General features: G+C 72.7%; 20 protein-coding genes and 1 pseudogene. 11 read left to right on the plus strand and 10 right to left on the minus strand.

Annotation, left to right across the window (positions count from 1 at the left end):
* Positions 1-2 precede the first annotated feature (2 nt).
* The gene (locus tag OERS_RS05215) at positions 3-1,928 is read right to left on the minus strand and encodes a siderophore-interacting protein (protein ID WP_068624982.1); all 1,926 of its coding nucleotides are present in this window, start codon (positions 1,926-1,928) and stop codon (positions 3-5) included.
* Positions 1,929-1,937: 9 nt separating this feature from the next.
* Positions 1,938-2,957, minus strand: coding sequence for an ABC transporter substrate-binding protein (locus OERS_RS05220; protein WP_068624984.1), 1,020 nt, complete (start codon positions 2,955-2,957; stop codon positions 1,938-1,940).
* Positions 2,958-3,107: 150 nt separating this feature from the next.
* Here OERS_RS05220 and OERS_RS05225 point away from each other — a divergent pair, with 150 nt between their 5' ends.
* From OERS_RS05225 to OERS_RS05240, 4 genes are all read left to right on the plus strand, one after another.
* Positions 3,108-3,869, plus strand: coding sequence for a helix-turn-helix domain-containing protein (locus OERS_RS05225; protein WP_068624986.1), 762 nt, complete (start codon positions 3,108-3,110; stop codon positions 3,867-3,869).
* Entirely contained in the window at positions 3,866-4,990 is a 1,125-nt protein-coding gene (locus OERS_RS05230) for a FecCD family ABC transporter permease (RefSeq protein WP_139107705.1), read from the plus strand. The genes OERS_RS05225 and OERS_RS05230 overlap by 4 nt, the downstream gene beginning before the upstream one ends.
* Positions 4,987-6,075: a FecCD family ABC transporter permease gene (locus OERS_RS05235; RefSeq protein ID WP_139107706.1), complete on the plus strand. Its 1,089-nt coding sequence runs from the start codon at positions 4,987-4,989 to the stop codon at positions 6,073-6,075. Before OERS_RS05230 ends, OERS_RS05235 begins: the two co-directional genes overlap by 4 nt.
* Positions 6,076-6,142: 67 nt before the next feature.
* Entirely contained in the window at positions 6,143-6,961 is an 819-nt protein-coding gene (locus tag OERS_RS05240; RefSeq protein ID WP_068624988.1) for an ABC transporter ATP-binding protein, read from the plus strand.
* An 81-nt stretch (positions 6,962-7,042) separates the two neighbouring features.
* Here OERS_RS05240 and OERS_RS05245 read toward each other — a convergent pair whose 3' ends face one another.
* The 6 genes from OERS_RS05245 to hisC all read right to left on the minus strand — a co-directional run bounded on the left by OERS_RS05245 (position 7,043) and on the right by hisC (position 13,206).
* Entirely contained in the window at positions 7,043-7,600 is a 558-nt protein-coding gene (locus tag OERS_RS05245) for a hypothetical protein (RefSeq protein ID WP_056644571.1), read from the minus strand.
* 115 nt (positions 7,601-7,715) lie between these two features.
* The gene (locus OERS_RS05250; protein ID WP_068624990.1) at positions 7,716-9,179 is read right to left on the minus strand and encodes a dihydrolipoamide acetyltransferase family protein; all 1,464 of its coding nucleotides are present in this window, start codon (positions 9,177-9,179) and stop codon (positions 7,716-7,718) included.
* Positions 9,180-9,255: 76 nt separating this feature from the next.
* Positions 9,256-10,266 (minus strand): alpha-ketoacid dehydrogenase subunit beta, encoded by a 1,011-nt coding sequence (locus OERS_RS05255; protein ID WP_056644568.1) that lies wholly within the window; start codon positions 10,264-10,266, stop codon positions 9,256-9,258.
* Positions 10,263-11,495, minus strand: a complete 1,233-nt coding sequence (gene pdhA / locus OERS_RS05260) for a pyruvate dehydrogenase (acetyl-transferring) E1 component subunit alpha (protein WP_083201236.1) — start codon at positions 11,493-11,495, stop codon at positions 10,263-10,265. The genes OERS_RS05255 and pdhA overlap by 4 nt, the downstream gene beginning before the upstream one ends.
* Before the next feature lie 331 nt (positions 11,496-11,826).
* Positions 11,827-12,108 (minus strand): DUF805 domain-containing protein, encoded by a 282-nt coding sequence (locus OERS_RS05265; RefSeq protein WP_200955864.1) that lies wholly within the window; start codon positions 12,106-12,108, stop codon positions 11,827-11,829.
* Between the two features lie 45 nt (positions 12,109-12,153).
* Positions 12,154-13,206 carry a histidinol-phosphate transaminase gene (hisC, locus tag OERS_RS05270; RefSeq protein ID WP_248948364.1) on the minus strand — a complete coding sequence of 351 codons (1,053 nt, stop codon included), beginning with the start codon at positions 13,204-13,206 and terminating at the stop codon, positions 12,154-12,156.
* A 192-nt stretch (positions 13,207-13,398) separates the two neighbouring features.
* Here hisC and OERS_RS05275 point away from each other — a divergent pair, with 192 nt between their 5' ends.
* Together OERS_RS05275 and OERS_RS05280 are read left to right on the plus strand one after the other, a co-directional pair.
* Positions 13,399-13,788: a phage holin family protein gene (locus OERS_RS05275; RefSeq protein WP_056644566.1), complete on the plus strand. Its 390-nt coding sequence runs from the start codon at positions 13,399-13,401 to the stop codon at positions 13,786-13,788.
* Positions 13,789-13,869: 81 nt separating this feature from the next.
* A complete protein-coding gene (locus tag OERS_RS05280) occupies positions 13,870-14,307 on the plus strand; it encodes a protein-tyrosine phosphatase family protein (protein ID WP_068624992.1) in 438 nt (145 codons plus the stop codon).
* 34 nt (positions 14,308-14,341) lie between these two features.
* Here OERS_RS05280 and OERS_RS05285 read toward each other — a convergent pair whose 3' ends face one another.
* Together OERS_RS05285 and OERS_RS05290 are read right to left on the minus strand one after the other, a co-directional pair.
* On the minus strand, positions 14,342-15,925 hold the full coding sequence (locus OERS_RS05285) for an alpha/beta fold hydrolase (protein ID WP_068624994.1): 1,584 nt from the start codon (positions 15,923-15,925) through the stop codon (positions 14,342-14,344).
* Positions 15,922-16,221, minus strand: a complete 300-nt coding sequence (locus tag OERS_RS05290) for a hypothetical protein (protein ID WP_068624996.1) — start codon at positions 16,219-16,221, stop codon at positions 15,922-15,924. Before OERS_RS05290 ends, OERS_RS05285 begins: the two co-directional genes overlap by 4 nt.
* A gap of 180 nt (positions 16,222-16,401) precedes the next feature.
* On the opposite strand from OERS_RS05290, the gene purB reads away from it, so the two are divergent.
* The 5 genes and pseudogenes from purB to OERS_RS05315 form a co-directional block, all read left to right on the plus strand.
* Positions 16,402-17,874 (plus strand): adenylosuccinate lyase, encoded by a 1,473-nt coding sequence (gene purB / locus OERS_RS05295; protein WP_068624998.1) that lies wholly within the window; start codon positions 16,402-16,404, stop codon positions 17,872-17,874.
* A 240-nt stretch (positions 17,875-18,114) separates the two neighbouring features.
* Positions 18,115-19,416: a glycoside hydrolase family 6 protein gene (locus OERS_RS05300; protein ID WP_068625000.1), complete on the plus strand. Its 1,302-nt coding sequence runs from the start codon at positions 18,115-18,117 to the stop codon at positions 19,414-19,416.
* Positions 19,417-19,789: 373 nt separating this feature from the next.
* On the plus strand, positions 19,790-21,493 hold the full coding sequence (locus OERS_RS05305) for a glycoside hydrolase family 10 protein (protein WP_248948367.1): 1,704 nt from the start codon (positions 19,790-19,792) through the stop codon (positions 21,491-21,493).
* A 183-nt stretch (positions 21,494-21,676) separates the two neighbouring features.
* Positions 21,677-23,464, plus strand: coding sequence for a WXG100 family type VII secretion target (locus OERS_RS05310; protein WP_139107707.1), 1,788 nt, complete (start codon positions 21,677-21,679; stop codon positions 23,462-23,464).
* A 106-nt stretch (positions 23,465-23,570) separates the two neighbouring features.
* Positions 23,571-23,891: pseudogene (locus OERS_RS05315) on the plus strand (hypothetical protein); the annotation flags it as partial.

The following is a 23,891-nucleotide window of genomic DNA, read 5'->3' on the forward strand; positions in this document are numbered from 1 at the left end:
CCCTACCGCCCGGTGGTGCCGCGAGATCTCCTCGAACGTGCCGACCGTGCCCAGCCGCGGGCCCTGGGGCCGAGGACGAGAGTCCCGTCGGCGGGCACCTGGACGTCCTGGCTGACCGCGGGCCGGGCCAAGCGAGGAGGCCACGCACGGCGGCGTCTCTCCGCGCCCGTGCGCGTGAGCTCGAACGCCTCGAAGTTCCACCCCAGCGAGGTGAGCCGGACCAGGTCCCAGCCGGAGTCCCCGGCCAGCGCGACGATGCGCTCGGGCGTGCGGGACGGCGAGCCCGTGCCCGACAGCCGGAGCAGCAGGTGCTCGGCCTCGTGGTCCGTCGGGACCACGGTCGGGTCGGTGAGCTCCTCGACGACGAGCAGACGGTCGGCGCTCGCCGCCGCCTGCGCGAGGAGCGCACGCACCTCGTCGTCGGTCCGGTAGCGCAGAGCGAGCGCGGCCACGACGAGGTCGCTGTGCTCGAAGCCGTGCTCGACCCGGACCTCGGCGCTCGCGATCTGCTCGCGCAGCACCGCGGCGGGGACGGGCGGCTCGACGACCGTGAACCGGACCTCTTCCAGCCCCTCGGTCGCGACCAGCGTCGGGGCACCGATCCCCGTCACCGTCACGGCCCGGGCCCCCTGCCAGGAAGCGAGCGCCGGGAGCCCTCGGACGACGAACGGGAATCCGCGAGCCTCGCCGAGCTGGTCGGCGAACAGCTCCCGGTCGTCCTGGAGGTCGGCCCAGAGCGAGCGACCATGATGGCGCGCATAGGCGCTCTGGCCGGCACCCACCGCGGGACCGAGCTCCGCGAGCGCGGCGAGCGCGCGGCCCTCGAGGCCGTCGTCGTGCTCCCCGCGAAGCTCGTCCTCGTCGAGCACGAGCTCCCCCACGGGTCCGAGCCGGACGGCCTCTCCGTCACGCAGGAGGACCTCGATCACGACCAGGTAGTCGACGAGGCCCTCGATGGCCTGGTCGGGGATCCCCAGGGCGTCGGCGAGCGCCCCGACGGGGCGCGGCGCGTCGGCCACCGCGTCGAGCAGGCCGAGCGACAGCGCGGCGCGGCTCGCGAACCACGGCACGGGCGAGAGCAGCACGTGCGGGTCCATGGGCGCGGGACCCGAGACCTCGGTCGTGCTCACAGCCGTCGGCTGCTCGGTCCAGTATCCCGTGACGTTCTGGTGCGACTTCGGGACCCCGCGGTCCCGCGCGAGCCAGCGGCGCAGCGGCAGCAGCGACCGGCCCTCACCCGCCGCCCAGGCGTACACGCTCCCGGGCCACCAGTCGACCGCGGTCACCGCAGTGCTCAGCGCGGAAGGTGCGTGCTCACCGATCACCGACCAGCGGACGGTGTCCCGCTCGCGCAGGTCGAGCTCCTGGACGGCGTCCGGGTGACGGACCTCGAGCACGACCTGGACCGGGGACTCGGTCGGTCGCTCGGCGAGGAAGCGGACGACGGACGGGATCGCCGTCTCGTCCCCCGCGAGCAGCACCCAGTCGATGCCCTCGGGCAGGACGATCGAGGCCTTGGGCCCCGCGATGTGCAGTGCGTCCCCGACCTGCGCCTTCTCGGCCCAGGTCGCAGCGGGGCCGTCGCCGTGGCGGACGAAGTCGAGGTCGAGCTCGCGCGCGACCGGGTCCCAGCGGCTCGGCGTGTAGTCGCGCATGCGGCGGTGCGGGGCCTCGGGCCAGTCGATGCTCTGCGCGCGCTGCACGGGCAGCGCGGACTCGACGTCCCCGCCCTCGGCGAGCACGAGCTTGACGTGGTCGTCGAAGCCCGTGCTCACCAGGGCCGGCAGGTCCAGCCCGTCGCGCTCGAAGCCCGCGAGCTCGTGGCCCGTGAGGGTCACGCGCCGCATCCGCGGGTTGAGGTCGACGACCTCCTTGACCTCGAGACGTCGCAGGACGATGGGGTGGGTGACGTGCTGGTGCTGGGCCATCGGGAGTCCTTACCCGGCGGCCGGGGTGAACATGTCCTCGACGACGTCGAGGAGCTCCATGGTGCGCACGTAGTCCGCGCGGTACGCCCAGTGCGGCAGGTCGTAGGCGTTGCCCGAGGCGAAGGCGGGCAACGCCGCGTAGACGGGGTTCTGCGCGAGCGTCGCGACGTCGCCCGACGGCGCGTTGAACGTGAACGTGAAGACCGTGGGCGCCGTGAAGACCTGGCTGACCTGCTCGGTCGAGATCTCGAACGAGTCGCCCGTGCCGAAGGCCTCGAACCCGGGGTTGTCAGCGATCACGGGGGACGGCTCGAGCCCCACGGCCGCGAGCGTCTGCGGCAGCGCAGAGGTCTCCGGCAGGGAGTACGGGGTCCCGTCCGAGGTGAGGACGACGTAGGCGACCGGGGTCGGCGGCAGCTCGATCGCGGCCGCGACCTCCGCGACGCGGGACTCGTAGGCGGCGACGAGGTCCTTCTCCTTGTCGGCGGCGTCGAACACGTCCTCCGCGAGGAACGAGAGCTGGTCCTGCCAGGTGAGGAGCGTGTTGCTGACGATCACGGTCGGGGCGATCTCGGTGAGCTGCTCGTAGGCCTGGGTCGCCTGGAAGGCCGGGAAGCCCTGCCCACCACCCACGATCAGGTCCGGCTCCTCGGCGAGGATCGCCTCGTAGTCGAACCCGTCCTCGCCCCAGGGCAGGATGACGGTGCCGTCGGCCTCGGCGTCCTTCGCCCAGCTCTCGGGGTAGTCACCGCCTCCCGGACCGGGGACCTCGGGGATCGTCGCGTGCACGGGCACGTCGAGCGCGAAGAGCGAGCCGGCGAGCGCCGAGTTGAGGACGACGACCCGCTGCGGGTCGCCCGGGATCGTGACGTCGCCCTGGTCGGTCGTGACGACCCGGTCGGGTGCGTCGCTCGGGGCGGCGGTGCCGGCGGAGCCCACGGGCTCGTCGACCGTCGTCGAGCAGCCGGCCAGCGCGACGAGCGCGGCGGAGGTCGCCAGGGCAAGGAAAGGAGTTCTGAGGCGCAGCATGGGTCCTCGTGCTGTGTGGGGCTCCGCGGTGACGCAGCCGATTGGCAAGGTGGGGTCAGGCTCGGCTAGCGTAGCCTTACCTAAGTCAGTCTAGGCGCGACCAGAATGACATCCGACGCGCCAGCGCGACCAATCCAGGCAAGGAAGACCATGACCTTCGTCGAGCTCGGCCGAGCCGTCGCACGGACCAACGCCCTGCGCTTCCTGGGGCACCCGCCGCACGTCCACGACGAGCCCCACCTGGTCTACGTGATCGCCGGCAGGGGCACGCTCGCGGTCGAAGGGCACGACATCCTGCTCCAGGTCGGGCAGAGCGCGTGGATCCCCGCGGGGGTCGAGCACGGGCTCACGCTCGCGGAGGACAGCATGGTGATCGGGCCCATCCTGTCGCCCGACGCGGATCCTCCCGGCGGGCGGATCCGCGTCCTCGGGGCGAGCCCCGCGCTCGCCGAGCTCGTCATGGTCGTGCTGTGCGCCGCCCCCGAGACCGACGAGGAGCGACTCCCGTTCCGCGCGGCGTTCGAGGACGTGCTGCGCTCGATCACCCAGGAGTACTTCCCGCTGACGTTCCCCGAGCACCCGGCGGCCCACGCGATCGCGGTCGAGGCAGCGAGCTTCGACGGCACCCTGGAGGCGCTCGCCGAGCGACAGTTCCTCAGCGTGCGCCACGTCCAGCGCCTCTTCGTCGAGGAGACGGGCCTGACCTTCGCCCGGTGGCGCACCAAGGCGCGCCTCAACCGGGCCATCGTCAGCCTCCGCAACGGCGAGAGCGTGCACCAGGCCGTGCACACAGCCGGTTTCACGACACGGCACGGACTGCTCAAGGCCCTGAGCCGCGAGTGCGGCATCCCGCTCGAGCGGCTCATGACCGACCCCCACGGCGAGCTCGCCGTCCGCGAGCCCGCCGCGTGAGCGCCCTCTCCCCCGCACCCGCCGGCACGCTCGGCGACCACCTCACGGCGGACGGCACCGCGGACCCCACGGGGACCAGCACTGTCCGCGACCCTGCGCCCCTGGGGCCTCGGGCGCGGTCGACGCGGACCTGGCGCTCCAGAACCCTGGGGCTGGCGCTCTCGATCGTCCTCCTCGGCGCCGTCTGCCTCGTGAGCCTGGTGGTCGGGGCACGCGCCGTGCCCTTCGACGTGGTCCTCGACGCGCTGCGCGCCCCGGACGGCTCCGACGCCCACCTGGTCGTGACCGAGCTGCGCGTGCCACGGACCGTCCTCGGTGTCCTGGTCGGCGCCGCGCTCGGCGTGTCGGGAGCGCTGATCCAGGCGCTCACGCGCAACCCGCTCGCGGACCCCGGCATCCTCGGCGTCAACGCGGGGGCGAGCTTCGGCGTCGTGCTGGGTATCGCGGTCTTCGGCGTCACGAGCATCGGGCAGTACCTGCCCTTCGCGTTCGCGGGCGCGGTCCTCGCGACCGTGGCCGTGTACGGCCTGGCCTCCCGTGGAGCGGCCGCGACCCCGCTCCGGCTCACCCTGGTCGGCATCGCGTTCGGCGCGGTGCTCACCGGGATCTCCTCGACCCTGACCCTGCTCTCGCCCGAGACGTTCGACCGCATGCGCTTCTGGGGCACGGGCAGCATCACCGACCGCCCGCCGGGGACGGTCGCGGCGATCCTGCCGTTCGTCGCGGCGGGCCTGCTGCTCGCGCTGCTGGCCGGGCGATCGCTCGACGCGGTCGCGCTGGGCGACGACCTGGCACGGTCGCTCGGCGCGCGGATCGGCACGACCCGCGTCGTGACGATCGTCGCCGTGACCCTGCTCTGCGGAGCCGCGACGGCCGCCGCGGGACCGATCGGCTTCGTCGGTCTCATGGTGCCGCACACCGTGCGGTGGTTCACGGGCCCCAGCCAACGATGGATCCTTGCGTTCAGCACGGTCCTCGCCCCGGTCCTCCTGCTGGGGTCGGACGTCCTCGGGCGCCTGATCGTCCGTCCCGCCGAGCTCGAGGTCGGGATCGTCACCGCACTGGTCGGAGCGCCCGTGCTCGTCGCACTCGTCCGCCGCAAGAACGTGAGGGGCCTGTGACCGCTGTCGAGCAGGAGAGCCACCGCGCTCCCGTCGCCGCGCATCCCGCTCGACGCGCTCTCGTCGTGCGCACCCCGCGCGACCTGCTCTCGTTCCGCGTCGACCGACGGACGGTCGTGGTCTGCGCGGCGCTCGTGCTCGCCCTCGTGGCGACCCTGATCGCCGCGCTGAGCCTCGGGTCGACGACCCTGCGCCCGGCAGCGGTCCTCGAGGCGCTCTTCGGTGAGACCACCCGGGCGACCCGTACCGTCGTCGTCGACTGGCGGCTGCCCCGGGCCGTGCTCGCGATCGCGTTCGGCGCCGCCCTGGGGCTGAGCGGGGCGATGTTCCAGTCGCTGACCCGCAACGCGCTGGGCAGCCCCGACGTGATCGGACTCAACATGGGCGCGTACACGGGCGTCCTGGTCGTGATGCTCCTGGGCGGCGCGGGCTGGGCGGCCGTCGCGACGGGCTCGCTCGTCGGCGGGCTCGCGACCGCGCTCCTCGTCTACGTGTTCGCGTTCCAGCGAGGGGTGCAGGGTTTCCGACTCATCATCGTGGGGATCGCGTTCAGCGCGATGCTCACCTCGGTCAACACGTGGATCCTCGTGAAGGTCGACGTCGACCTCGCGCTGCGGGCAGCGGTCTGGGGCGCCGGGACACTCAACGGGGTCCGGTGGCCGCAGGCCTGGCCGCCGCTCGCCGTCATGCTCGTGCTGTGCCTGGTCGCGGTCGTCGTCGCACCGAGGATGCGCCAGCTCGAGCTCGGCGACGACGCCGCCGCGACCCACGGCCTGGGGCTCGAGCGGTCCAAGGTCCTGCTCATCGTGGTCGGGATCGCCTTCACGGCCCTCGTGACCGCGACGGCCGGCCCCATCGCGTTCGTCGCCCTCGCCGCCCCGCAGGCAGCGCGGCGCCTCACGCGCGCCGACGGCACCGTGGGGCTCGTCTCGACCGCGCTCGTGGGTGCGCTCCTGCTCAGTCTCGCCGACGTCGTGGCGCAGCACGCGATCCCCGGGCTGCCCCTGCCCGTCGGTGCCGTGACCGTGAGCATCGGCGGGCTGTACCTGCTGTGGCTGCTCGCCGCCGAGACCGGGCGGTCATGACCTCTCCCACGCCCTCGCCGACACCCACCGGACCGGCTCTCGCCCCTCCTCGACCAAGGACCCCCAGATGACCCGACTGCACGGCACCGCCCTCGACGTCGGGTACGACGACCGTCGCGTCCTGGAGGGCGTCGACGTCGCGATCCCGGACGGCTCGTTCACGGTGATCGTCGGGCCGAACGCGTGCGGCAAGTCGACGCTGCTGCGCGCCCTCGCGCGCCTGCTCCGCCCGACCGACGGGTCAGCGACGCTCGACGACCGCGACGTCCACGCGTGGCACGCGCGGGAGTTCGCGCGCGTCGTCGGGCTGCTCCCCCAGACGGCGCTCGCCCCTGACGGGATCACGGTCGCGGACCTGGTCTCGCGCGGGCGCTACCCTCACCAGTCGCTCCTGTCACGCTGGTCCCGCGCCGACGAGCGGGCCGTGGCCGACGCCATGGTCGCGACCGGAGTCACGGACCTGCGCGACCGGGCCCTCGACGAGCTCTCGGGCGGGCAGCGGCAGCGCGTGTGGATCGCGATGGTCCTGGCCCAGGAGACGCAGGTCCTGCTGCTCGACGAGCCGACCACCTACCTCGACATCGCGCACCAGGTCGAGCTCCTCGACCTGGTCGCCGAGCTCCGCGCCCACGGACGCACGGTCGTGGCGGTCCTGCACGAGCTCAACCACGCGGCTCGCTACGCGACGCACCTCATCGCGATGAAGGGCGGGCGGATCGTCGCCGAGGGGGCTCCGGAGGAGATCGTCACCGAGGAGCTGGTCGAGGAGGTGTTCGGGATGCCCTGCCGCGTCATCCCGGACCCGGACACGGGCAGTCCCGTGGTCCTCCCCCGGTCCAGACCGGCTCTGCGCCCGGGAGCGATGCCCGCGCGGGCCCCGGCCTGAGCCGGCCTGCTGGAGCCCGACGCCCCGGGCACCGACTCCGCAGGAGAGCCGCCCCGATGCCTGCGCGAGCGGCCGTCCGGGTCACGGCCCCGTGACCCGCCGGTGCACGGCGTCGAGGTCGGCGCGCCGCACGAGCACCCCGTGCGCATCGCGCTCCCAGCACCGACCGGCCGCGTCGGAGAACGTCATCAGGACCACCTCGGCCTCGGAGGTGGCGATGCCGGTCGCGGGGATCTCGATCTCGGTGGCCTTGTCCGCGGGCACGAGCACCTCGAGGTAGCGACCGACGTACGCGGGCGACCCGGCGCCGGCCAGGGTGCGCAGCGTGACGTCGTAGACGGGGGCGTCGGAGGTGTTGATGACCCGCAGGACGCGCAGCCCGTCGTTCTGGTCGCCGTCCAGCTCGTCGTCGTCCGCGAGGACCAGGACCTCGGGAGCCTCCCTGACCCACGCGGTCACGCGCTCCGCCTGGTGCCGCTCCTCCTGGTCGAGGTGCTCGCGTCGGTACGTCTCACCTCGCCTGACCTCACGCTGTGTGGACCACACGGCCCACACCACCGCAGCGAGCGTCCCGATCGCGATGAGCGAGTTCAGGACGAACGTCAGGACCAGCTCGTTCTCGACGATCCAGGCTTCCACGAACTGATCTTGGCGCGCCGTGGTCCGGAGCGCACGGGCACGGCGGCGACGGGGGGACGGGAGGACGCCCGGTCTTCCCTCCCCCGTTCGCCGCGCCCTCGTCAGCCGACCGTGGTCAGCCCCAGACGAGCGCCTGGGCCGGGTCCTCGAGGATCTTCGCGACGTCGCTCAGGACGTAGGCGCCGAGCGCGCCGTCGACCAGACGGTGGTCGAAGCTCAGCGCGAGCTGCGTGACCCAGCGCTTCTTGATCTTGCCCTTGTGGACCCACGGCTGCTCGCGGATCGCACCGAACGCGAGGATCGCGGCCTCGCCCGGGTTGAGGATCGGGGTGCCGGTGTCGATCCCGAACACGCCCACGTTGGTGATGGTGATGGTCCCGTCGGACATGTCGGCGGGCGTGGTGCGCCCGGCGCGGGCCGTTGCCGTGAGGTCGGACAGGCCCTGCGCGAGCCCCTTGAGGTCGAGGCGGTGCGCGTCCTTGATGTTGGGCACGACGAGCCCGCGCGGCGTGGCGGCCGCGATCCCCAGGTTCACGTAGTGCTTGTAGACGATCTCCTGGGCGGCCTCGTCCCAGCTCGCGTTGATGTCGGGGTGACGGCGCACCGCGAGCAGCAGGGCGCGGGCCGTGATGAGCAGGGGCGTGACGCGCACGTCCTTGAACTCGCGGTCCTCGCGGAGCTTCGCGACGAGCTTCATGGTCTTGGTGACGTCGACCGTGTGGAACTCGGTCACGTGCGGGGCCGTGAAGGCGCTCTGGACCATGGCCTCGGCCGTGCGCTTGCGCACCGACTTCACGGGCACGCGCGTCTGGCGACCGTCGGGCGTCACCGAGGAGCCGGTACCGGCGTCGCTGAGCCAGGGCGAGTCGTCGCCCGCGTAGGTCGCGAGCGTGCGCGGCCCGGAGCGCGCGCTGTAGGCGAGCACGTCCTCGCGCGTGATGATCCCGCCGGGCCCGGTCGCGGGCACCGACGCGAGCTCGACGCCCAGGTCGCGCGCGAGCTTGCGCACGGGAGGCTTGGCGAGGACGGTGCGTCCGGCGGTCGCGGCCGAGACCAGGGCGCGGATGGGGCCCGACGGCGCGGGTCGCGCGGGTGCGGCGGCCGCCGGTGCGGCGACGGGAGCGGCAGGCGCGGCGGCGGGAGAGGTGGGCTCCGCCGTCGGGCCTGCGGGGGACGCCGCAGCCACCGAGGCGCCACGGCGCGGGCGGCGCGCGCTCGCCTGCTCGGCGACGCCGTAGCCGACCAGCACCGCGCCGCTGCCCGACGACTCCACCGCCGCGGGCTCCGCGGCCGGGGCCCCGGCCGACGGGGCCCCGGCCGACGGGGCGCCCGACGGGTCGGTGTCGACCACGATGATCGGCACGCCGACCTCGACCGTGTCTCCCTCGGCGACGAGCAGCTCGGCGACGACACCCGTGTACGGGGACGGGAGCTCGACGAGCGACTTGGCCGTCTCGATCTCCACGATCGTCTGGTTCACCGTGACCTCGTCACCCACGGCGACGTGCCACTGCACGATCTCCGCCTCGGTGAGTCCTTCGCCGGCGTCAGGGAGCTTGAACTGCTCGAAGGTGGGCACTGCCTGCTCCTCGGGTGATCGTGGTGCTGTGGTCAGGGGGTGGTGCGACGGGCCGGGCAGGCCGAGAGGTCCGGGCCTAGAACGACATGGCGCGGTCGACCGCGTCGAGGACACGGTCGAGGCTCGGCAGGTACTCGTGCTCGAGCTTGGCGACGGGGTACGGCGTGTGGAACCCGCCCACCCGCAGCACGGGCGACTGGAGCGAGTAGAAGCACTCCTCGGTCACGCGGGCGGCGATCTCCGCACCCGAGCCGAGGTAGGTCGCGGCCTCGTGCACCACGACGCAGCGCCCGGTCTTGCGGACCGACGCGACGACGGTCGCGGTGTCGAGCGGCGAGATGTTGCGCAGGTCGACGACCTCGATGCTCGTGCCCTCGGCAGCGGCGGCCGCCGCGACCTTGAGCGCGGTCGGGACGGTCGGGCCGTACGCGACGAGCGTGAGGTCCGTGCCCTCGCGCACCACGACGGCCGAGTTGAGCGTCGAGTCGCCCACCGGGCCGTCGAGCACGACGTCGCCCTTGTCCCAGTAGCGGCCCTTGGGCTCGAAGAACAGCACGGGGTCCGGGGACGCGATGGCCTCGCGGATCATCGAGTAGGCGTCCTGCGGGGTCGAGGGCGACACGACGCGCAGTCCGGGGGTGTGCGCGAACAGGGCCTCGGGGCTCTCGCTGTGGTGCTCGACCGCGCCGATCCCGCCGCCGAACGGCACACGGATGACCACGGGGAGCTGGAGACGACCGCGCGAGCGGTAGTGCATCTTGGCGAGCTGGGTCGTGATCTGGTCGTAGGCCGGGAAGATGAAGCCGTCGAACTGGATCTCGCACACGGGCCGGTAGCCGCGCAGCGCGAGCCCGATCGCCGTGCCGACGATGCCCGACTCCGCGAGCGGCGTGTCGACCACGCGGTCCTCGCCGAAGCTCGCCTGGAGGCCGTCGGTCACGCGGAAGACGCCGCCGAGGGGGCCGATGTCCTCGCCCATGAGCAGGACCTTGGGGTCGCTCGCGAGCGACGCGCGCAGGCCCTCGTTGATGGCCTTGCCCAGCGTGAGGCGGGACGTGGTGGTTGCCGTGGTGGTCGGCGCGCTCATCGTGCTCCTCCGTGCTGGTCGTGCGTGCGGGACGCGCCGTCGTCCGCGAAGGACGCCTCGTACTCCTCGAACCACTGGCGCTCGGCCGTGACGACCGAGTGCTCGGTCGCGTAGACGTGCTCGAACATGGACTCGGTCGAGGGGCGGCCCAGGCCGCGGACGAACGTCCGCAGGCGCTCGCCGAGCGCGTCGCCCTCGGCCGCGAGGGCCGCGGCCCACTGCTCGTCCCAGGCGCCCTCGGCCTCCAGGAGGAGGCGCAGGCGGTCGATGGGGTCCCGACGGCGCCACACCGCCTCCTGCTCGGAGGTCCGGTAGCGCGTGGGGTCGTCCGAGGTGGTGTGGGCGCCCATGCGGTAGGTGTACGCCTCGATGAACGTGGGGCCGCCACCCGAGTGGGCCCGCTCGATCGCCTCGGCCGTCGCGGCGTAGCACGCGAGGACGTCGTTGCCGTCGACGCGGACGCTCGGGACGCCGAAGCCGTGCGCGCGCTGGTAGATGGGCACGCGCGACTGCTTGGTCGTGGGCTCGGAGATGGCCCACTGGTTGTTCTGGCAGAACAGCACGAGCGGCGCGTTGTTGACCGCGGCGAAGACGAGGGCCTCGCTCACGTCGCCCTGGGACGTGGCGCCGTCGCCGAAGTAGGTGACGACCGCGGTGTCCTTGGCCGGGTCCCCCGTGCCGACCAGGCCGTCGCGCTGGACGCCCATGGCGTACCCCGTCGCGTGCAGCGTGTGCGAGCCGATCACGAGCGTGTACAGGTGGAAGTTGTGCTCCTCCGGGTCCCAGCCGCCGTGGTCGACGCCGCGGAACTGGCGCAGGATGTCGGCGAGGTCGAGACCGCGCGTGTGGGCGACCCCGTGCTCGCGGTAGGACGGGAAGACGTAGTCCTGCGGGGACAGTGCGCGACCCGACCCGATCTGCGCGGCCTCCTGGCCGAGCGACTGCGGGAAGAGGCCCAGCTCGCCCTGGCGCTGGAGCGACGTCGACTCGTCGTCGAACCGGCGGGTCAGGACCATGTCGCGGTACAGGCCGCGCAGCGCGTCGGCGTCCAGGTGGGCGACGCGCTCGCGGTAGGCCGCGTTCTCCGGGGTCTCGACCCGGACGCCGGCCGGGGTCAGGAGCTGCAGGAGCTCCGCGTCGACCGGGAGACCGGCCCCGGTGTCGACCTGCGGTTCAGCGGAGGACCCGACCTCGGGATCTGCTGCAACGGCGGTGTTCTGCTGGTTCACACGCTCTCCTTGGGTGCGGCCGGAGGCAGGGGGCCTGGGTCGCTCGGGGGGTCGGTCCTCGGTCGTCTCCGACCGAACCTACGTTACCGTAGCTTACGCAAGCGTAGGCTACGAGTGCGTAGCTTCCTCCGCCATTGGAGGACAAACCTGGCCCGCCCGTCTTTGGAGGTTCCCTCCAACGACCCGAGGCCCTTTCCCCCGTCTCACGGGGCGCAGCGGAGCGGAGCGTTGGCACAATCCGTCAGGTCCGGCGCGCGTCCGGCCGGACGCGCGCTCGCGCGTCGGCCGGACGGTCGGGGGTCTGCCCCCGCGATGTCCGGGGGCCAGGGAGTCAGCCCGGCGGGTACGTGCTGGAGTACCCGGCCTGCGCCCGCAGGGCGTCGCGCTCGCGCGTGACGGGCCACGTCGAGAACGCGAACACCAGGAACATCACGATGTTCAGCAGGGGCACGATCCCGACGAGCACCCACCACCCCGAGTAGCCGGCCTTCCGGATGATCTGGATGTAGGCGATCAGGAAGATGATCGCGACAGCGGCCCAGATGATCAGGGCTGCGGTGCCGAAGAGCCAGCTGTACTCGTCCGGGATCTGGTCGACCGTGGGAGTGTCCATGACGCGAGTCTTCTCTCGGTGGACCCCTCCGGCAACAGGTACCGGCTACCGCCAGCCGGCCGCGACCCGCAGGAACGCCTCGGTCGCCTCCTCCTCGCCCACGCTCACCCGGATGCCCTCGCCCGCGAACGGGCGCACCAGCAGACCCGCGGCCGACGCGCCCACGGCGAGCTCCGCCGTCGGGCCGCCGAGGGGGAACCACACGAAGTTCGCCTGCGTCCCCGGCAGGTCCCACCCCTGGTCGCGCAGACCCTCGACCAGACGCTCGCGCCGCGCGACCAGGTGCTCGACGCGCTCGAGCAGCTCGTCCTTGACCGACAGCGCCGCGAGCGCCGCGCGCTGCGCGACGTGCGAGACGCCGAACGGCGTCGAGACCGCGCGGATGCCCGCCGCGAGCGCCGGCTCGGCGACCGCGTAGCCGACGCGCAGCCCCGCCAGCCCGTAGGCCTTGGACAGCGTGCGCAGCAGCACCACGTTGGGGTGCGCCGCGAGGACCGCGAGGCCGTCGGGAGCCTCGGGGTCGCGCACGAACTCGAGGTAGGCCTCGTCGAGGACCACCAGGACGTCGCCCGGCACGGACGCGAGGAACGCGTCGAGCTCGCCCGCGTGCACCACGGGGCCCGTCGGGTTGTTGGGCGTGCAGACCAGGACCACCCGCGTGCGGTCGCTGATCGCCGCGGCCATCGCTGGCAGGTCGAGGCGACCGTCCCGGGTCACCGGGACGCGCACCGACGTGCCGCCCGCGACCGCGACCGCGATCGGGTACGCCTCGAACGAGCGCCACGGGTAGACGACCTCGTCGCCCGCGTCCACGACGGCCGACAGGATGTGCGCGAGCACGGCCACCGATCCGTTGCCCACGACGACCTGCGCCGCGTCGACGCCCAGGTCGGTCGCGAGGGCCTCGGTCAGGTCGGTCGCGTACATGTCCGGGTAGCGGTTGGTGTCCGCGGCCGCGTCGACGATGGCCGCGACGACCGCGGCGGGCGGGGGGTAGGGGTTCTCGTTGGACGACAGCTTGAACGCGCTCGACCCGGGCGCGAGGCGCGCGCCCGGCACGTAGGCCGGCAGGGCGGCGACGGCGGCACGCAGGGGCACGCGGGGGGCCTGGGACGCTGACGCTGGTGCGGACGTGGGCACGGAGGGCGTGGGGCTGGTCACGCCCTCCAGGATGCCACCCCGCCCAGCAGCCCGACGGCGCCGCTCACCTCGCGGGCCGGGTGCTGCGGGCGACCGGGCGACCGCGTGTGCGGGCGACCTCTCCCAGCGGGCGGTGGCAGGATGACACGCATGAGCTTCGTCATCCGCGTCATCGTCACCGGCATCGCGATCTGGCTCACGAGCCTGTTCATGAGCAGCCACTTCGAGATCGTCGGCTCCGACTCCGTCGGCGGCCAGATCGTGATCGTCCTCGCCGTGGCCCTCATCTACTCGTTGGTCAACGCGATCATCAAGCCGATCGTCCAGGTCATCTCGATCCCGCTCTACATCCTCACGCTGGGTCTGTTCACGCTCGTCGTGAACGCCCTCATGCTGATGCTCACGGCGTGGATCACCGAGCAGACGGACTGGGGCATCCGGATCGAGGGCGGGTTCTGGTGGGCGATGCTCGCCGCGCTCATCATCGGTGTCCTGAACTTCGCGATCTCCGCGGTGGTCGCGCCCAAGTCGCGGGTCTGACCGCGCGCCCGGGCCGAGCGCGGGCCGAGCCCGTCGGCAGGACCCGCCCCGGACCGGCGCCGACCCTGGAGAGGGACACCCATGGGCCTGTGGAGCCACACGGCGGACGGGCTCGTCGTCCTGCCCGACGGGCGCCGTGTCCGCGGTCGCGGCCTGCACGCGGGACCGCCTGACCTGACCGAGGCCCCGGAGCTCGGCCTCTATCTCACCGCGCGGCCGCACGTCGAGGTCGCCTGGGAGTCGCGGTGGATCGGCTGGCCGGACTTCCGCCTCCCCCGCTCGCCGTCGGACGCGGTCGCAGCGCTCCGGGACGCGTTCGAACGCTCGGCCTCGTCGCGGGTGGAGATCGCGTGCGACGGCGGCACGGGCCGCACCGGCACCGCGATGGCGATCCTCGCCCGGCTCGCCGGGATCCCCGGCGACGACGCCGTCGCCTGGGTCCGTGCGCACTACCGCGAGCGGGCGGTCGAGACCCCCTGGCAGCGGCGCTTCGCCGCCGGCGTCGACCTGTCTCGCTGAACCGTCCACGGCGGACCGCCGTCGTGGCCGTGCCTCAGCCACCCCGCGACTCCTCGAGCCCTTCGACGAGAACCCCGACCGCCCCGAGCGGGGTCAGAGCGCGAGCCGCGGCAGCGGGATCGAGCTCGAGCGCCCCGCGGAAGTAGCGTGCCTCGACGCGTTGCCCCGACACGGCCTCGTCGATCGCGGCGAGGTTGTCGGTGAGCCCCGGCTGGCCGACCTCGCGCGCCCGGCCCAGGACCGCGACGTGGAACGGGACGCCGTGCGGCACCTTCCCCCCGGTACCAGGTGCCCCCTGGGCCTCCAGGTCCGCGCGGACGGTAACGCGGTCCCGGCCGACGGGGTTGTCAGTGCCGTCGAGCTGGGAGACGCCCTCCTGCTCGATCTCGACGTGCGTGCCCCGCACGCCCGCAGGCAGGCTCGCCCCGCCCACGGGCGCACCGGCGGTCAGGACGTGCCGGACGTCGTAGCGGGCGGCACCCCCCGGAGCCCCGGTGGTGCCCGCCCCCGCGGCGGCATCCGTCGCCGCGGTCGCGACGGCCATCGCGACCATGCCTCCCTGCGAGTGCCCCACGATCACGACCTCCTCCCCGGCAGGGATCTCGGCCTGCCGCATGGCCTCGAGGACGAACGCCGTGCTGTCCGCGTCGGCGCCCTGCACCAGGTCGAAGTTCGAGGTCATGCTGAACGGGGTGGTCGAGCTCCCCAGCTGTGTGCCCGGCACCGTCACGACCCAGGTCGCACGGTCGTCCGCCCCGACGTACTTCTCGACCGACACGACCGAGTCGGGGAGGTCGTTGCCCTTGCCGTAGACCACGTCGATCCCCGACAGCAGCGCCTCGGCGCTGTGCGCCACCGGTTTGGTGAACCCCGCGGGCAGGGCGTCGCCCTGCAGCTCGGTCGTCGTGACGTCCCGGGCGAACAACCCCCGGTACGACTGCGACACCCCGCGCAGCACCCCCGCGGCCTGGCCCACGCTCGACGTCCCCGCCAGGCCCGCCCAAGGCACCTGCCTGACGATGCCCACGCTCGATCCCCGGACGGCCTCGTCGTGGTAGGCGCCGGAGCCCGTGAGGAGCCGCGAGAGCTGGATCCCGTGACCCGTCGCCACGCCCTTCACGACGTCCACGACCCCCATGCCCATCACGACCCCGATCCCCACCCCGGGCACGCTCGCGAGCCACGAGACCACGGCCTCGGCACCGGACTCGCCCTCCTCGTAGATCCCGGCGGCCTTCCGGAGGCGGTCGATCAGGCCCTGGAGAATCCCCTCGGCCGACACGAGCGCATCGGTCAGAGCCACGATCTCCTCGAACAGCACCGCGCGGGCCGCGACGACCTCCGCCGGCACCGGCACCCAGGAGCCGGGCACCCCTCCGAGCGAGGGCGCACCGGGGTAGCAGGCCGCAGCCCCGTCGACCCAGCGGACCGACGACGACGGTCCGGCGAGCGACCCGCTGACCAGGCCGTGCGCGCGGCGCGCCTCGACGAGCGCGGCATCGACGCGCTGCACGGCCAGCCCGACCACGAGCGCGGCCGCGACCAGGTCGGCCGTCTCCACGAACGTGACGCCTCCCGAGACCACGATCCCCGCGGTCGGGTCGGACGTCCCGCTCATCGCAGGCTCGCCTCGGCGTTCGCGGTCTCGAGGGTCCGGACGTACCTCGTGGCCGCTCCCACGGCCCCGTCCGCGACCCAGTCCACGCGGTGCAGCTCGCGGACGGTCTCCTCGACGACGGCCCGATACCCCTCCGAGGCGTCGCCCCGCCAGGCGATCGCTGCGCTCTGGTTCACGAGGGGGATCGCTGCGGCCGCCTGAGCGGCCGCCTGCTGCAGCTCGGGCCGTGGATCGACCACCTCGAGGGCAGGAGACCAGGCGGACGTGGCACCGGGGAGAGGGGCGGGGGTCGACATGCGCACGACCGTAGGGTCGTCCCCGGGCGCTCCGTCCGGCCGTCAGGCCCGGCTGTGGAGAAGCGTCGTCAGCGCCGGGCCTGTGCACGGCCAGGTGGCCTCGCTGCCGGTGTCTGCCCTCCCGCCGCCCGACCGCGAGACGCCCGCTCCGCCGTCGGGCACCCGTGGGAGAATGGCGACATGCCTACGGACTCCGCCGACTCCGCCGCGCCTGTGACCACCCCCCAGCGCGCCCCGCTCGCCGACATCACCCCTCCCATCGCCCTGGGCCCGCTCGACGGGCGCTACCGCGGCGCCGTCGCGCCCCTGGTCGACCACCTGAGCGAGGCCGCGCTCAACCGCGAGCGCCTCCACGTCGAGGTCGAGTGGCTCATCGCCCTCACCGAAGGCCCCGTGGTCCCGGGCGCGCCCACGCTGAGCGACGCCGAGAAGGCGTACCTGCGCTCGATCGTCACGGACTTCGACGCAGCGGGCATCGCCGAGCTCGGCGAGATCGAGCGCGTCACGGTGCACGACGTCAAGGCGATCGAGTACTACATCAAGCGTCGCCTCGAGGCCGCCCCGAGCGTCCTGGGCGAGGGCACGGTCCTGCCGTCGGCGGGCGAGCTGGTGCACTTCGCGTGCACGAGCGAGGACATCAACAACCTGTCGTACGCGCTCATGGTGCAGGGCGCGGTGCGCGACGTGTGGCTGCCCGCCGCGACGGCCCTCGCGGACCAGCTCGCGGACATGGCGCGCGAGCACGCGGCCGTCCCGCTGCTGAGCCGCACGCACGGCCAGCCCGCGACGCCGTCGACGCTCGGCAAGGAGCTCGCCGTGCTCGCGCACCGCCTGCGCCGCCAGCTGCGCCGCATCGAGGGCGCCGAGTACCTCGGCAAGCTCAACGGCGCGACGGGCACCTACGGCGCGCACACGGTCGCGGTCCCCGGCGTCGACTGGCCCGCGGTCTCGAGGTCCTTCGTCGAGAGCCTCGGCCTCACGTGGAACCCGCTCACGACGCAGATCGAGTCGCACGACTGGCAGGCCGAGCTCTACAGCGACATGGCCCGCTTCAACCGCATCCTCCACAACCTCAGCACCGACGTGTGGACGTACATCTCGCTCGGCTTCTTCAAGCAGATCCCGGTGCCGGGTGCGACGGGGTCCTCGACCATGCCGCACAAGGTCAACCCGATCCGCTTCGAGAACGCCGAGGCGAACCTCGAGATCTCCTCGGCGCTGCTCGACACGCTCGCCTCGACGCTCGTGACCTCGCGCCTCCAGCGCGACCTCACGGACTCGACGACGCAGCGCAACATCGGCCCCGCGTTCGGCCACTCGCTGCTCGCGGTGGACAACGTCTCGCGCGGGCTGCGCGCCCTCGCGGTCAACGCGGACCTGCTCGCCGCGGACCTCGACGCCAACTGGGAGGTGCTCGGCGAGCCCATCCAGTCGGCCATGCGCGCGGCCTCGGTCGCGGGCGTGCCCGGCATGGAGAACCCGTACGAGCGCCTCAAGGACCTCACGCGCGGGCATCGGCTCACGGGCGAGGAGATGCGGGAGTTCGTCCAAGGCCTCGGCCTGCCCGACGACGTCACGCGCCGCCTCACCGACCTCACCCCGGGCACGTACACGGGCATCGCGGAGCAGCTCGTGGGCGAGTACCTGGACTGAGTCCGGGTTCGCTCGGGCTGCCGAGAACGAGGTTGCGGTCGCTATCCGTCGGATAGCGACCGCAACCTCGTTCTCGGCACCTCACAGGCGTGCGGCGAACGGGACCTAAACGATTCACCCACTGCCCGGAGCCCGGACCCCCGACCTAACCTCGAGCCGTCCGACGCCGCCCCCGGCAGCGCGTCCGGACGGCGGACGGCGACGAGGCCGGCCGTCCCGCACGGCGAGGAACGGTGGACCATGCCAGACCCCAGAACACGCACCGCACTGACCGCCTCCGTGGTCGCCGTCGGGCTGGTCGTGGCTGCCGCAGGCGCGGTCACGGCCGCGCAGGCCGCGCCCACGAACGGGTGCCGCGTCGACTACGCCGTCTCGAGCCAGTGGACCGGCGGATTCCAAGGAACGGTCGACGTCACCAACCTCGGCTCGCCCGTCAGCTCCTGGGAGCTGGCCTGGACCTTCGCCGACGGCCAACAGGTGTCCCAGGCATGGAACGGCACCGCGCAGCAGACCGGCAGCTCGGTCGTGGTCCGCAACGTGGCCCACAACGGGGCGCTCGCGACCGGGGCCAGCGCGTCGTTCGGCTTCATCGGGTCATGGCAGGGCGCAAACTCCGTCCCGGTGTCGTTCTCGCTCGGGGGCACGGTGTGCACGGGGAAGGTCACGCCGACGACAGAACCCACGCAGGAGCCGACGCCGACGCCGTCTGCCCTCTACGTCGACACCACGACCCAGGCGTACACCGCCTGGAGCACGTCCTCCGGCACCACGCGGACCCTGCTGGAGAAGATCGCCCTGACCCCTCAGTCGTACTGGGTGGGGAACTGGGACGACGCCGCGCACGCCCGCGACGAGGTCGCGGACTACACGGGTCGCGCCGTGGCTGCGGGCCGCACGCCCCTGCTGACGGTCTACGCGATCCCCGGACGCGACTGCGGCAACCACTCCGCAGGGGGTGTCGGCACGAGCGAGTACGCGCGCTGGATCGACACCGTCGCGGCGGGGATCCAGGGCGAACCCTGGGTGGTCCTCGAGCCCGACGCCCTCGCCCAGCTCGGCGACTGCTCCGGGCAGGGAGACAGGGTCGGCTACCTGCACTATGCGGCACAGGTGCTCAGCGAGGCCGGCGCGCACGTCTACATCGATGCCGGGCACTCGGCCTGGTTGAGTGCCGGCGAGGTGGCTTCCCGGCTCCAGCAGGTCGGCTTCGATCATGCCGAGGGGTTCGCGCTCAACACCTCGAACTACCGGACCACGGCCGAGTCACGCGCCTACGGCGAGCAGGTGTCGGCGCTCGTCGGTGGCAAGCCGTTCGTGATCGACACGTCGCGCAACGGCAACGGGTCGAACGGCGAGTGGTGCAACCCGCGCGGCCGTGCCCTCGGCGAGCGACCACGGCTCGTCGACGACGGCACGCACCTGGCCGCGCTCCTGTGGGTCAAGCTGCCGGGCGAGAGCGACGGCGCCTGCAACGGTGGGCCCGCCGCCGGGGCGTGGTGGCAGGACGTCGCGCTGGAGCTCGCGGCCAACGCGCGGTGGTGACGATCGGCGCTGCCGAGAAGTGAGTAGATGCCCCCGATTCGCTCGGATCAGGGGCATCTACTCACTTCTCGGCATGACCGGGAGGCGCTGCGGGCAGCCTCAGGACGGGGTCAGGTCACCGCGCGACCCGGAGACCCCGGTCGTGGCACCCAGGAGCTCGCGGTGCGCCGCCTGCGCCCCGGCGAAGCGCCGACACTCCGGCGGCGGACTCCTCGGTCGTCAGCAGGCACGAGCAGCCTCGAGAACGAGGTTGCGGTCACGATCTGCCCCCTGGCGACCGCAACCTCGTTCTCGGCCGAGCAGGAGCCGCCGCGCGACACCTCGACCATGGCGCAATCCTTCACAATGAGTAAGAACTGTGAAATTCTCTTCCATGCATCTGACCCGTACCAACGGAGGCATGGACATGACGCACCACCCGAGCGACCCCATCGCGGTCGCCCCCGCTCCCACCACCCCCTCGCCCGAGGTCACCGGCCTCGGCCGGCGGGGCTTCCTCACGCTCGCGACCGCCGGCGTCGCGGCCAGCACGCTGAGCGTGACGATCGGCTCCTTCTCCCCCGCTGCAGCCGCGACCGCACCCGTCCCTGCGACGGGAGCGGCGCCGTCGGGCCCTGTGCCGCGCAAGCGCGAGCTGCGCGCCATGTGGATCTCGAGCGTCGTCAACATCGACTGGCCCTCGGCCGCCGGGCTCAGCGCCGAGCAGCAGAAGGCCGAGTACCTGCACTGGCTCGACGTCGCCCAGCAGTACCGGCTCAACGCCGTGTTCGTGCAGGTCAGGCCCACGGCCGACGCGTTCTGGCCCAGCCCCTACGAGCCGTGGTCGCAGTACCTGACCGGCACCCAGGGCAAGGACCCCGGCTACGACCCGCTCGCGTTCGTCGTCGAGGAGTCGCACAGGCGCAACATCGAGATCCACGCCTGGTACAACCCGTACCGCGTCTCGATGCAGGCGGACCCCGCCCAGCTCGTCCCCGAGCACCCTGCCCGCCAGCACCCCGAGTGGGTGTGGGCCTACGGCGGCAAGCTCTACTTCGACCCGGGCATCCCCGAGGCCCAGGAGCACATCCAGCGCGCGATCCTGCACTCGGTCGAGAACTACGACCTCGACGGCGTGCACTTCGACGACTACTTCTACCCCTACGCGGTCGCGGGGCAGACCATCCCCGACGCGCACACCTACGCGACGCACGGCGCGGGCTTCGCGACCGTCGAGGACTGGCGCCGCCACAACGTCGACACGTTCGTGCAGTCCATCTCGCAGCGCATCAAGGCGACCAAGCCATGGGTCAAGTTCGGGATCAGCCCGTTCGGGATCTGGCGCAACGCCACGACCGACCCGCGCGGCTCGGCCACGAGCGGCTCGCAGTCCTACGACATGCAGTTCGCCGACACGCGCAAGTGGGTCACCGAGGGCTGGCTCGACTACATCAACCCGCAGATCTACTGGCAGATCGGGCTCGCCGTCGCGGACTACGCGCAGCTCGTGCCGTGGTGGGCCGAGGTCGCGGCGCAGTCCGGCACGCAGCTCTTCGTGGGCGAGGCGCTCTACAAGGTCACGTCGGGCGTCTTCACCGACCCTGCCGAGATGTCGAACCACCTGACCTTCACGCAGCAGGTCGACGCCGAGGTCGCGCCCGTGCTGGGCAACGTCTACTTCTCGGCCAAGCACGTCCCCGCCGACCCGCAGGGCTCCATGACCCGGGTGCTCGAGGACCACTACCGGCACCCCGCGCTCGTGCCCGCGATGCCCCGGCTCGGGGTCTCACCGCTGCGCGTCCCGGTCCTCGCCAACGCCCGGCGGGTCCCCGAGGGCGTCCGGCTGCACTGGAACGACACGGGCCCTCGCAGGACCCGGGCCACGGCCTTCGCGATCTACCGGGTCGAGGGCGACGCCCGCCGCATCGACATCGAGGACGCCGCCAACCTCGTCGCGACCGTCCGCACCTCTGGGCACGTCGTGCAGGACTGGGTGGACGAGACCGCGCTCACCGGACGCCGCTACACCTACGTGGTCACGGCGCTCGACCGGCTGTGGAACGAGTCGCGCCCCAGCGAGGCGCGCCGGTCCGCCTGACCTCTCCCTCCGGGCTCCAGCCCGCCGAGAAGTGAGCAGGTGCCCCTGATCCCGTCGGATCAGGGGCACCTGCTCACTTCTCGGCACGACACCGGTGGCGAGGCAGCGCTGCCGGGGCCACGACGCCCGACCCCTAGGATGATGCCGCTGCGCGGTGCAGCGATCTCGACCAGGGGGAAGATCTTGACGTTCTACGGCGCAGATGTCGCTGCACTCCGTGACCTAGCCACCACGTTCGACGCCGGGGCCGAAGAGCTCGACGGCTCGCGGACGGGCCTCCGCGGCAAGCTGGGATCCGTCCCGTGGCACGGCCCTGGCGCCGAGAAGTACCGGGCCGACTGGCAGCACCAGCTCGAACCCGCGCTCACCAGGACGTCGACCTCGCTCCGCGAGGCGGCACGGCGCCTGCGCGCCAACGCCGACGACCAGGAGCGCACGAGCAGCGCCGACGGGGGTGGCACCTCGAGCGGGCGCCCAGGCTCCACCGCGCCGACCACGCCGACGACCGGGTCGGCGCAGGGGTCCGCGCCCGGCCGGCCCGGCTTCTCGTTCTCGCTGGAAGGCGAGAACGCGCAGGACGACGCCGTCCGCAACCCCGACGGGTCGATCAGGACACCCGCCACGATCACCAACACCACGAGCGGCTCGTTCGACGCGTCGTACGACCCCGAGACGGGCACGACGACCGTCGGTGCGGGCGGCGGTCTCTCGTCGGCGCTCGCGGTCAAGGGCGCGACTCTCGAGTTCGGCGCTTCAGCGGCGGCCGAGATCACCCGAACGATGCACTCCGAGGACGGCTTCACGACCTACGCCGGCTCCCAGAAGGGGTCGCTCACGGTCTCCGGCGGGGCCGAGATCGAGCACGTCGGCGCCTCGGTCTCCTACGGGAACGGGTACGAGATGGCCTTCGAGACCACGGTCCCCGACGCCGTCGCCGGCGATCCCGCGTTCGATCCGCGCGGCGTCTCCCCGACCGACCCCCGGAGCATCCCGGTCGGCGGCAGCGTGACGCTCGACAGCAAGAACTTCACGAGCTCCGACTTCGCGGGCTCGTTCGAGATCTTCGCCTACGAGGAGTCGATCGGGACCTCGGAGGGGATGAGCAAGGCGGTCGAGCGGCTGGACGAGAACCACGTCCGCGTCACGACCGGCCCGACGAGCAGCCTCGACCGCTCGGGGGCCGTGGGGCTCGACCTCGACGTCCTCAAGGCCATGGTGGGCAGCACCGGCTCCCACGAGACCGGCGCGATGCAGACCGCGGTGCTCGACGTCTCGACCCCCGAGGGGTCCGCTGCCTACGCGCGCTACCTCGCGGGCGGTGAGCTCCCGTCGCAGGACGGTCCAGGCGTCTCCGAGTCGGCCCTGGTCTCCCGCTGGAACGGGACGAGCGGATCGACCGCGGAGCTCACCCTGTTCGGTCACGAGATGTCGAAGGAGCACGTCGCGTCGGTCGGTGACAGCGTCGCGGTGACCCGACCCGACGGCTCGGTCTCGTGGTCCGGGCAGGTGGCGTTCGACGACGACTCGCGACGCATGGAGTACGAGCGTGCGATGGACGCGAACGGGGTCGAGGACCTGTCCGCCTCACGTCTCACGGTGTCGATCGACCTCGACAAGGACACCGCGGGGATCATCAACAACGGGTACCTCGACGCCGCCGGGGGCCGCGCAGAAGCCGGCCAGACGCTGCAGATCACGCTCGACGGCCACGACGAGCGCGCCCTGGCGGACCAGGCCTTCGGCAAGCTCATGACGGGCTCCAACGGCGCCACCCAGGTCGTCGACATGAACGACCCGCTCGCCTCGATCGTCATGGACGGGGCGTACGGCCAGGACCCCACCCGCAAGCCCTACGACGCCGTCGTCGGCGGCCTCCTGGGGCAGACGACCGACAACAGCGTGGTCCTCGACCACCTGTCGAGGATCAGCGACGACGGACGGCTGCCCGGGACCGTGCGCGTCGTCGGCTGACCCGCGTCGGGGCCCCACCTGGGGACTCCTCCCCATGTCGCGATCCGGCGCGGTCACGTAGCGTGTCCTCGTCCAGGACTCCCTGCCGGTTGAAAGAGGTTCGCCCGTGGTCATGTACGGCGCCGACGTCGCAGCACTGCGCGACCTCGCCACGAGCCTCGACGGCGGGGCCGGCGTCCTCGACCAGGCGCGCTCGAAGGTCCGCGGCTCGTTCCACTCGGTGCCCTGGTACGGACCCGACGCGGAGCAGGAGCGCGGCCAGTGGGACGGCCGGCTCGAGCCCCTGCTGACGCAGACCGCCCAGTCCTTGCGCGACGCGGCGACGACCCTTCGGCGCAACGCCGACGACCAGGAGAGCACGAGCGCGGCGGACACCGGGTCGTCGCCGCGTCGCGCAAGGACTGGGCGGTCTGCGTCAGCAGGGGCT

The organism is Oerskovia enterophila (assembly GCF_001692445.1).
Taxonomy (GTDB): Bacteria; Actinomycetota; Actinomycetes; order Actinomycetales; family Cellulomonadaceae; genus Oerskovia; species Oerskovia enterophila.

Bases quoted from the DNA above. Each gene is read 5' to 3' on its own strand.
- purB (WP_068624998.1), top strand. From the start codon at position 16,402: ATGCCTACGGACTCCGCCGACTCCGCCGCGCCTGTGACCACCCCCCAG.
- OERS_RS05290 (WP_068624996.1), bottom strand. From the start codon at position 16,221: ATGTCGACCCCCGCCCCTCTCCCCGGTGCCACGTCCGCCTGGTCTCCT.
- OERS_RS05265 (WP_200955864.1), bottom strand. From the start codon at position 12,108: ATGGACACTCCCACGGTCGACCAGATCCCGGACGAGTACAGCTGGCTC.
- OERS_RS05225 (WP_068624986.1), top strand. From the start codon at position 3,108: ATGACCTTCGTCGAGCTCGGCCGAGCCGTCGCACGGACCAACGCCCTG.
- OERS_RS05305 (WP_248948367.1), top strand. From the start codon at position 19,790: ATGCATCTGACCCGTACCAACGGAGGCATGGACATGACGCACCACCCG.
- OERS_RS05240 (WP_068624988.1), top strand. From the start codon at position 6,143: ATGACCCGACTGCACGGCACCGCCCTCGACGTCGGGTACGACGACCGT.
- OERS_RS05285 (WP_068624994.1), bottom strand. From the start codon at position 15,925: ATGAGCGGGACGTCCGACCCGACCGCGGGGATCGTGGTCTCGGGAGGC.
- OERS_RS05275 (WP_056644566.1), top strand. From the start codon at position 13,399: ATGAGCTTCGTCATCCGCGTCATCGTCACCGGCATCGCGATCTGGCTC.
- OERS_RS05300 (WP_068625000.1), top strand. From the start codon at position 18,115: ATGCCAGACCCCAGAACACGCACCGCACTGACCGCCTCCGTGGTCGCC.
- OERS_RS05280 (WP_068624992.1), top strand. From the start codon at position 13,870: ATGGGCCTGTGGAGCCACACGGCGGACGGGCTCGTCGTCCTGCCCGAC.
- OERS_RS05215 (WP_068624982.1), bottom strand. From the start codon at position 1,928: ATGGCCCAGCACCAGCACGTCACCCACCCCATCGTCCTGCGACGTCTC.
- OERS_RS05220 (WP_068624984.1), bottom strand. From the start codon at position 2,957: ATGCTGCGCCTCAGAACTCCTTTCCTTGCCCTGGCGACCTCCGCCGCG.
- OERS_RS05255 (WP_056644568.1), bottom strand. From the start codon at position 10,266: ATGAGCGCGCCGACCACCACGGCAACCACCACGTCCCGCCTCACGCTG.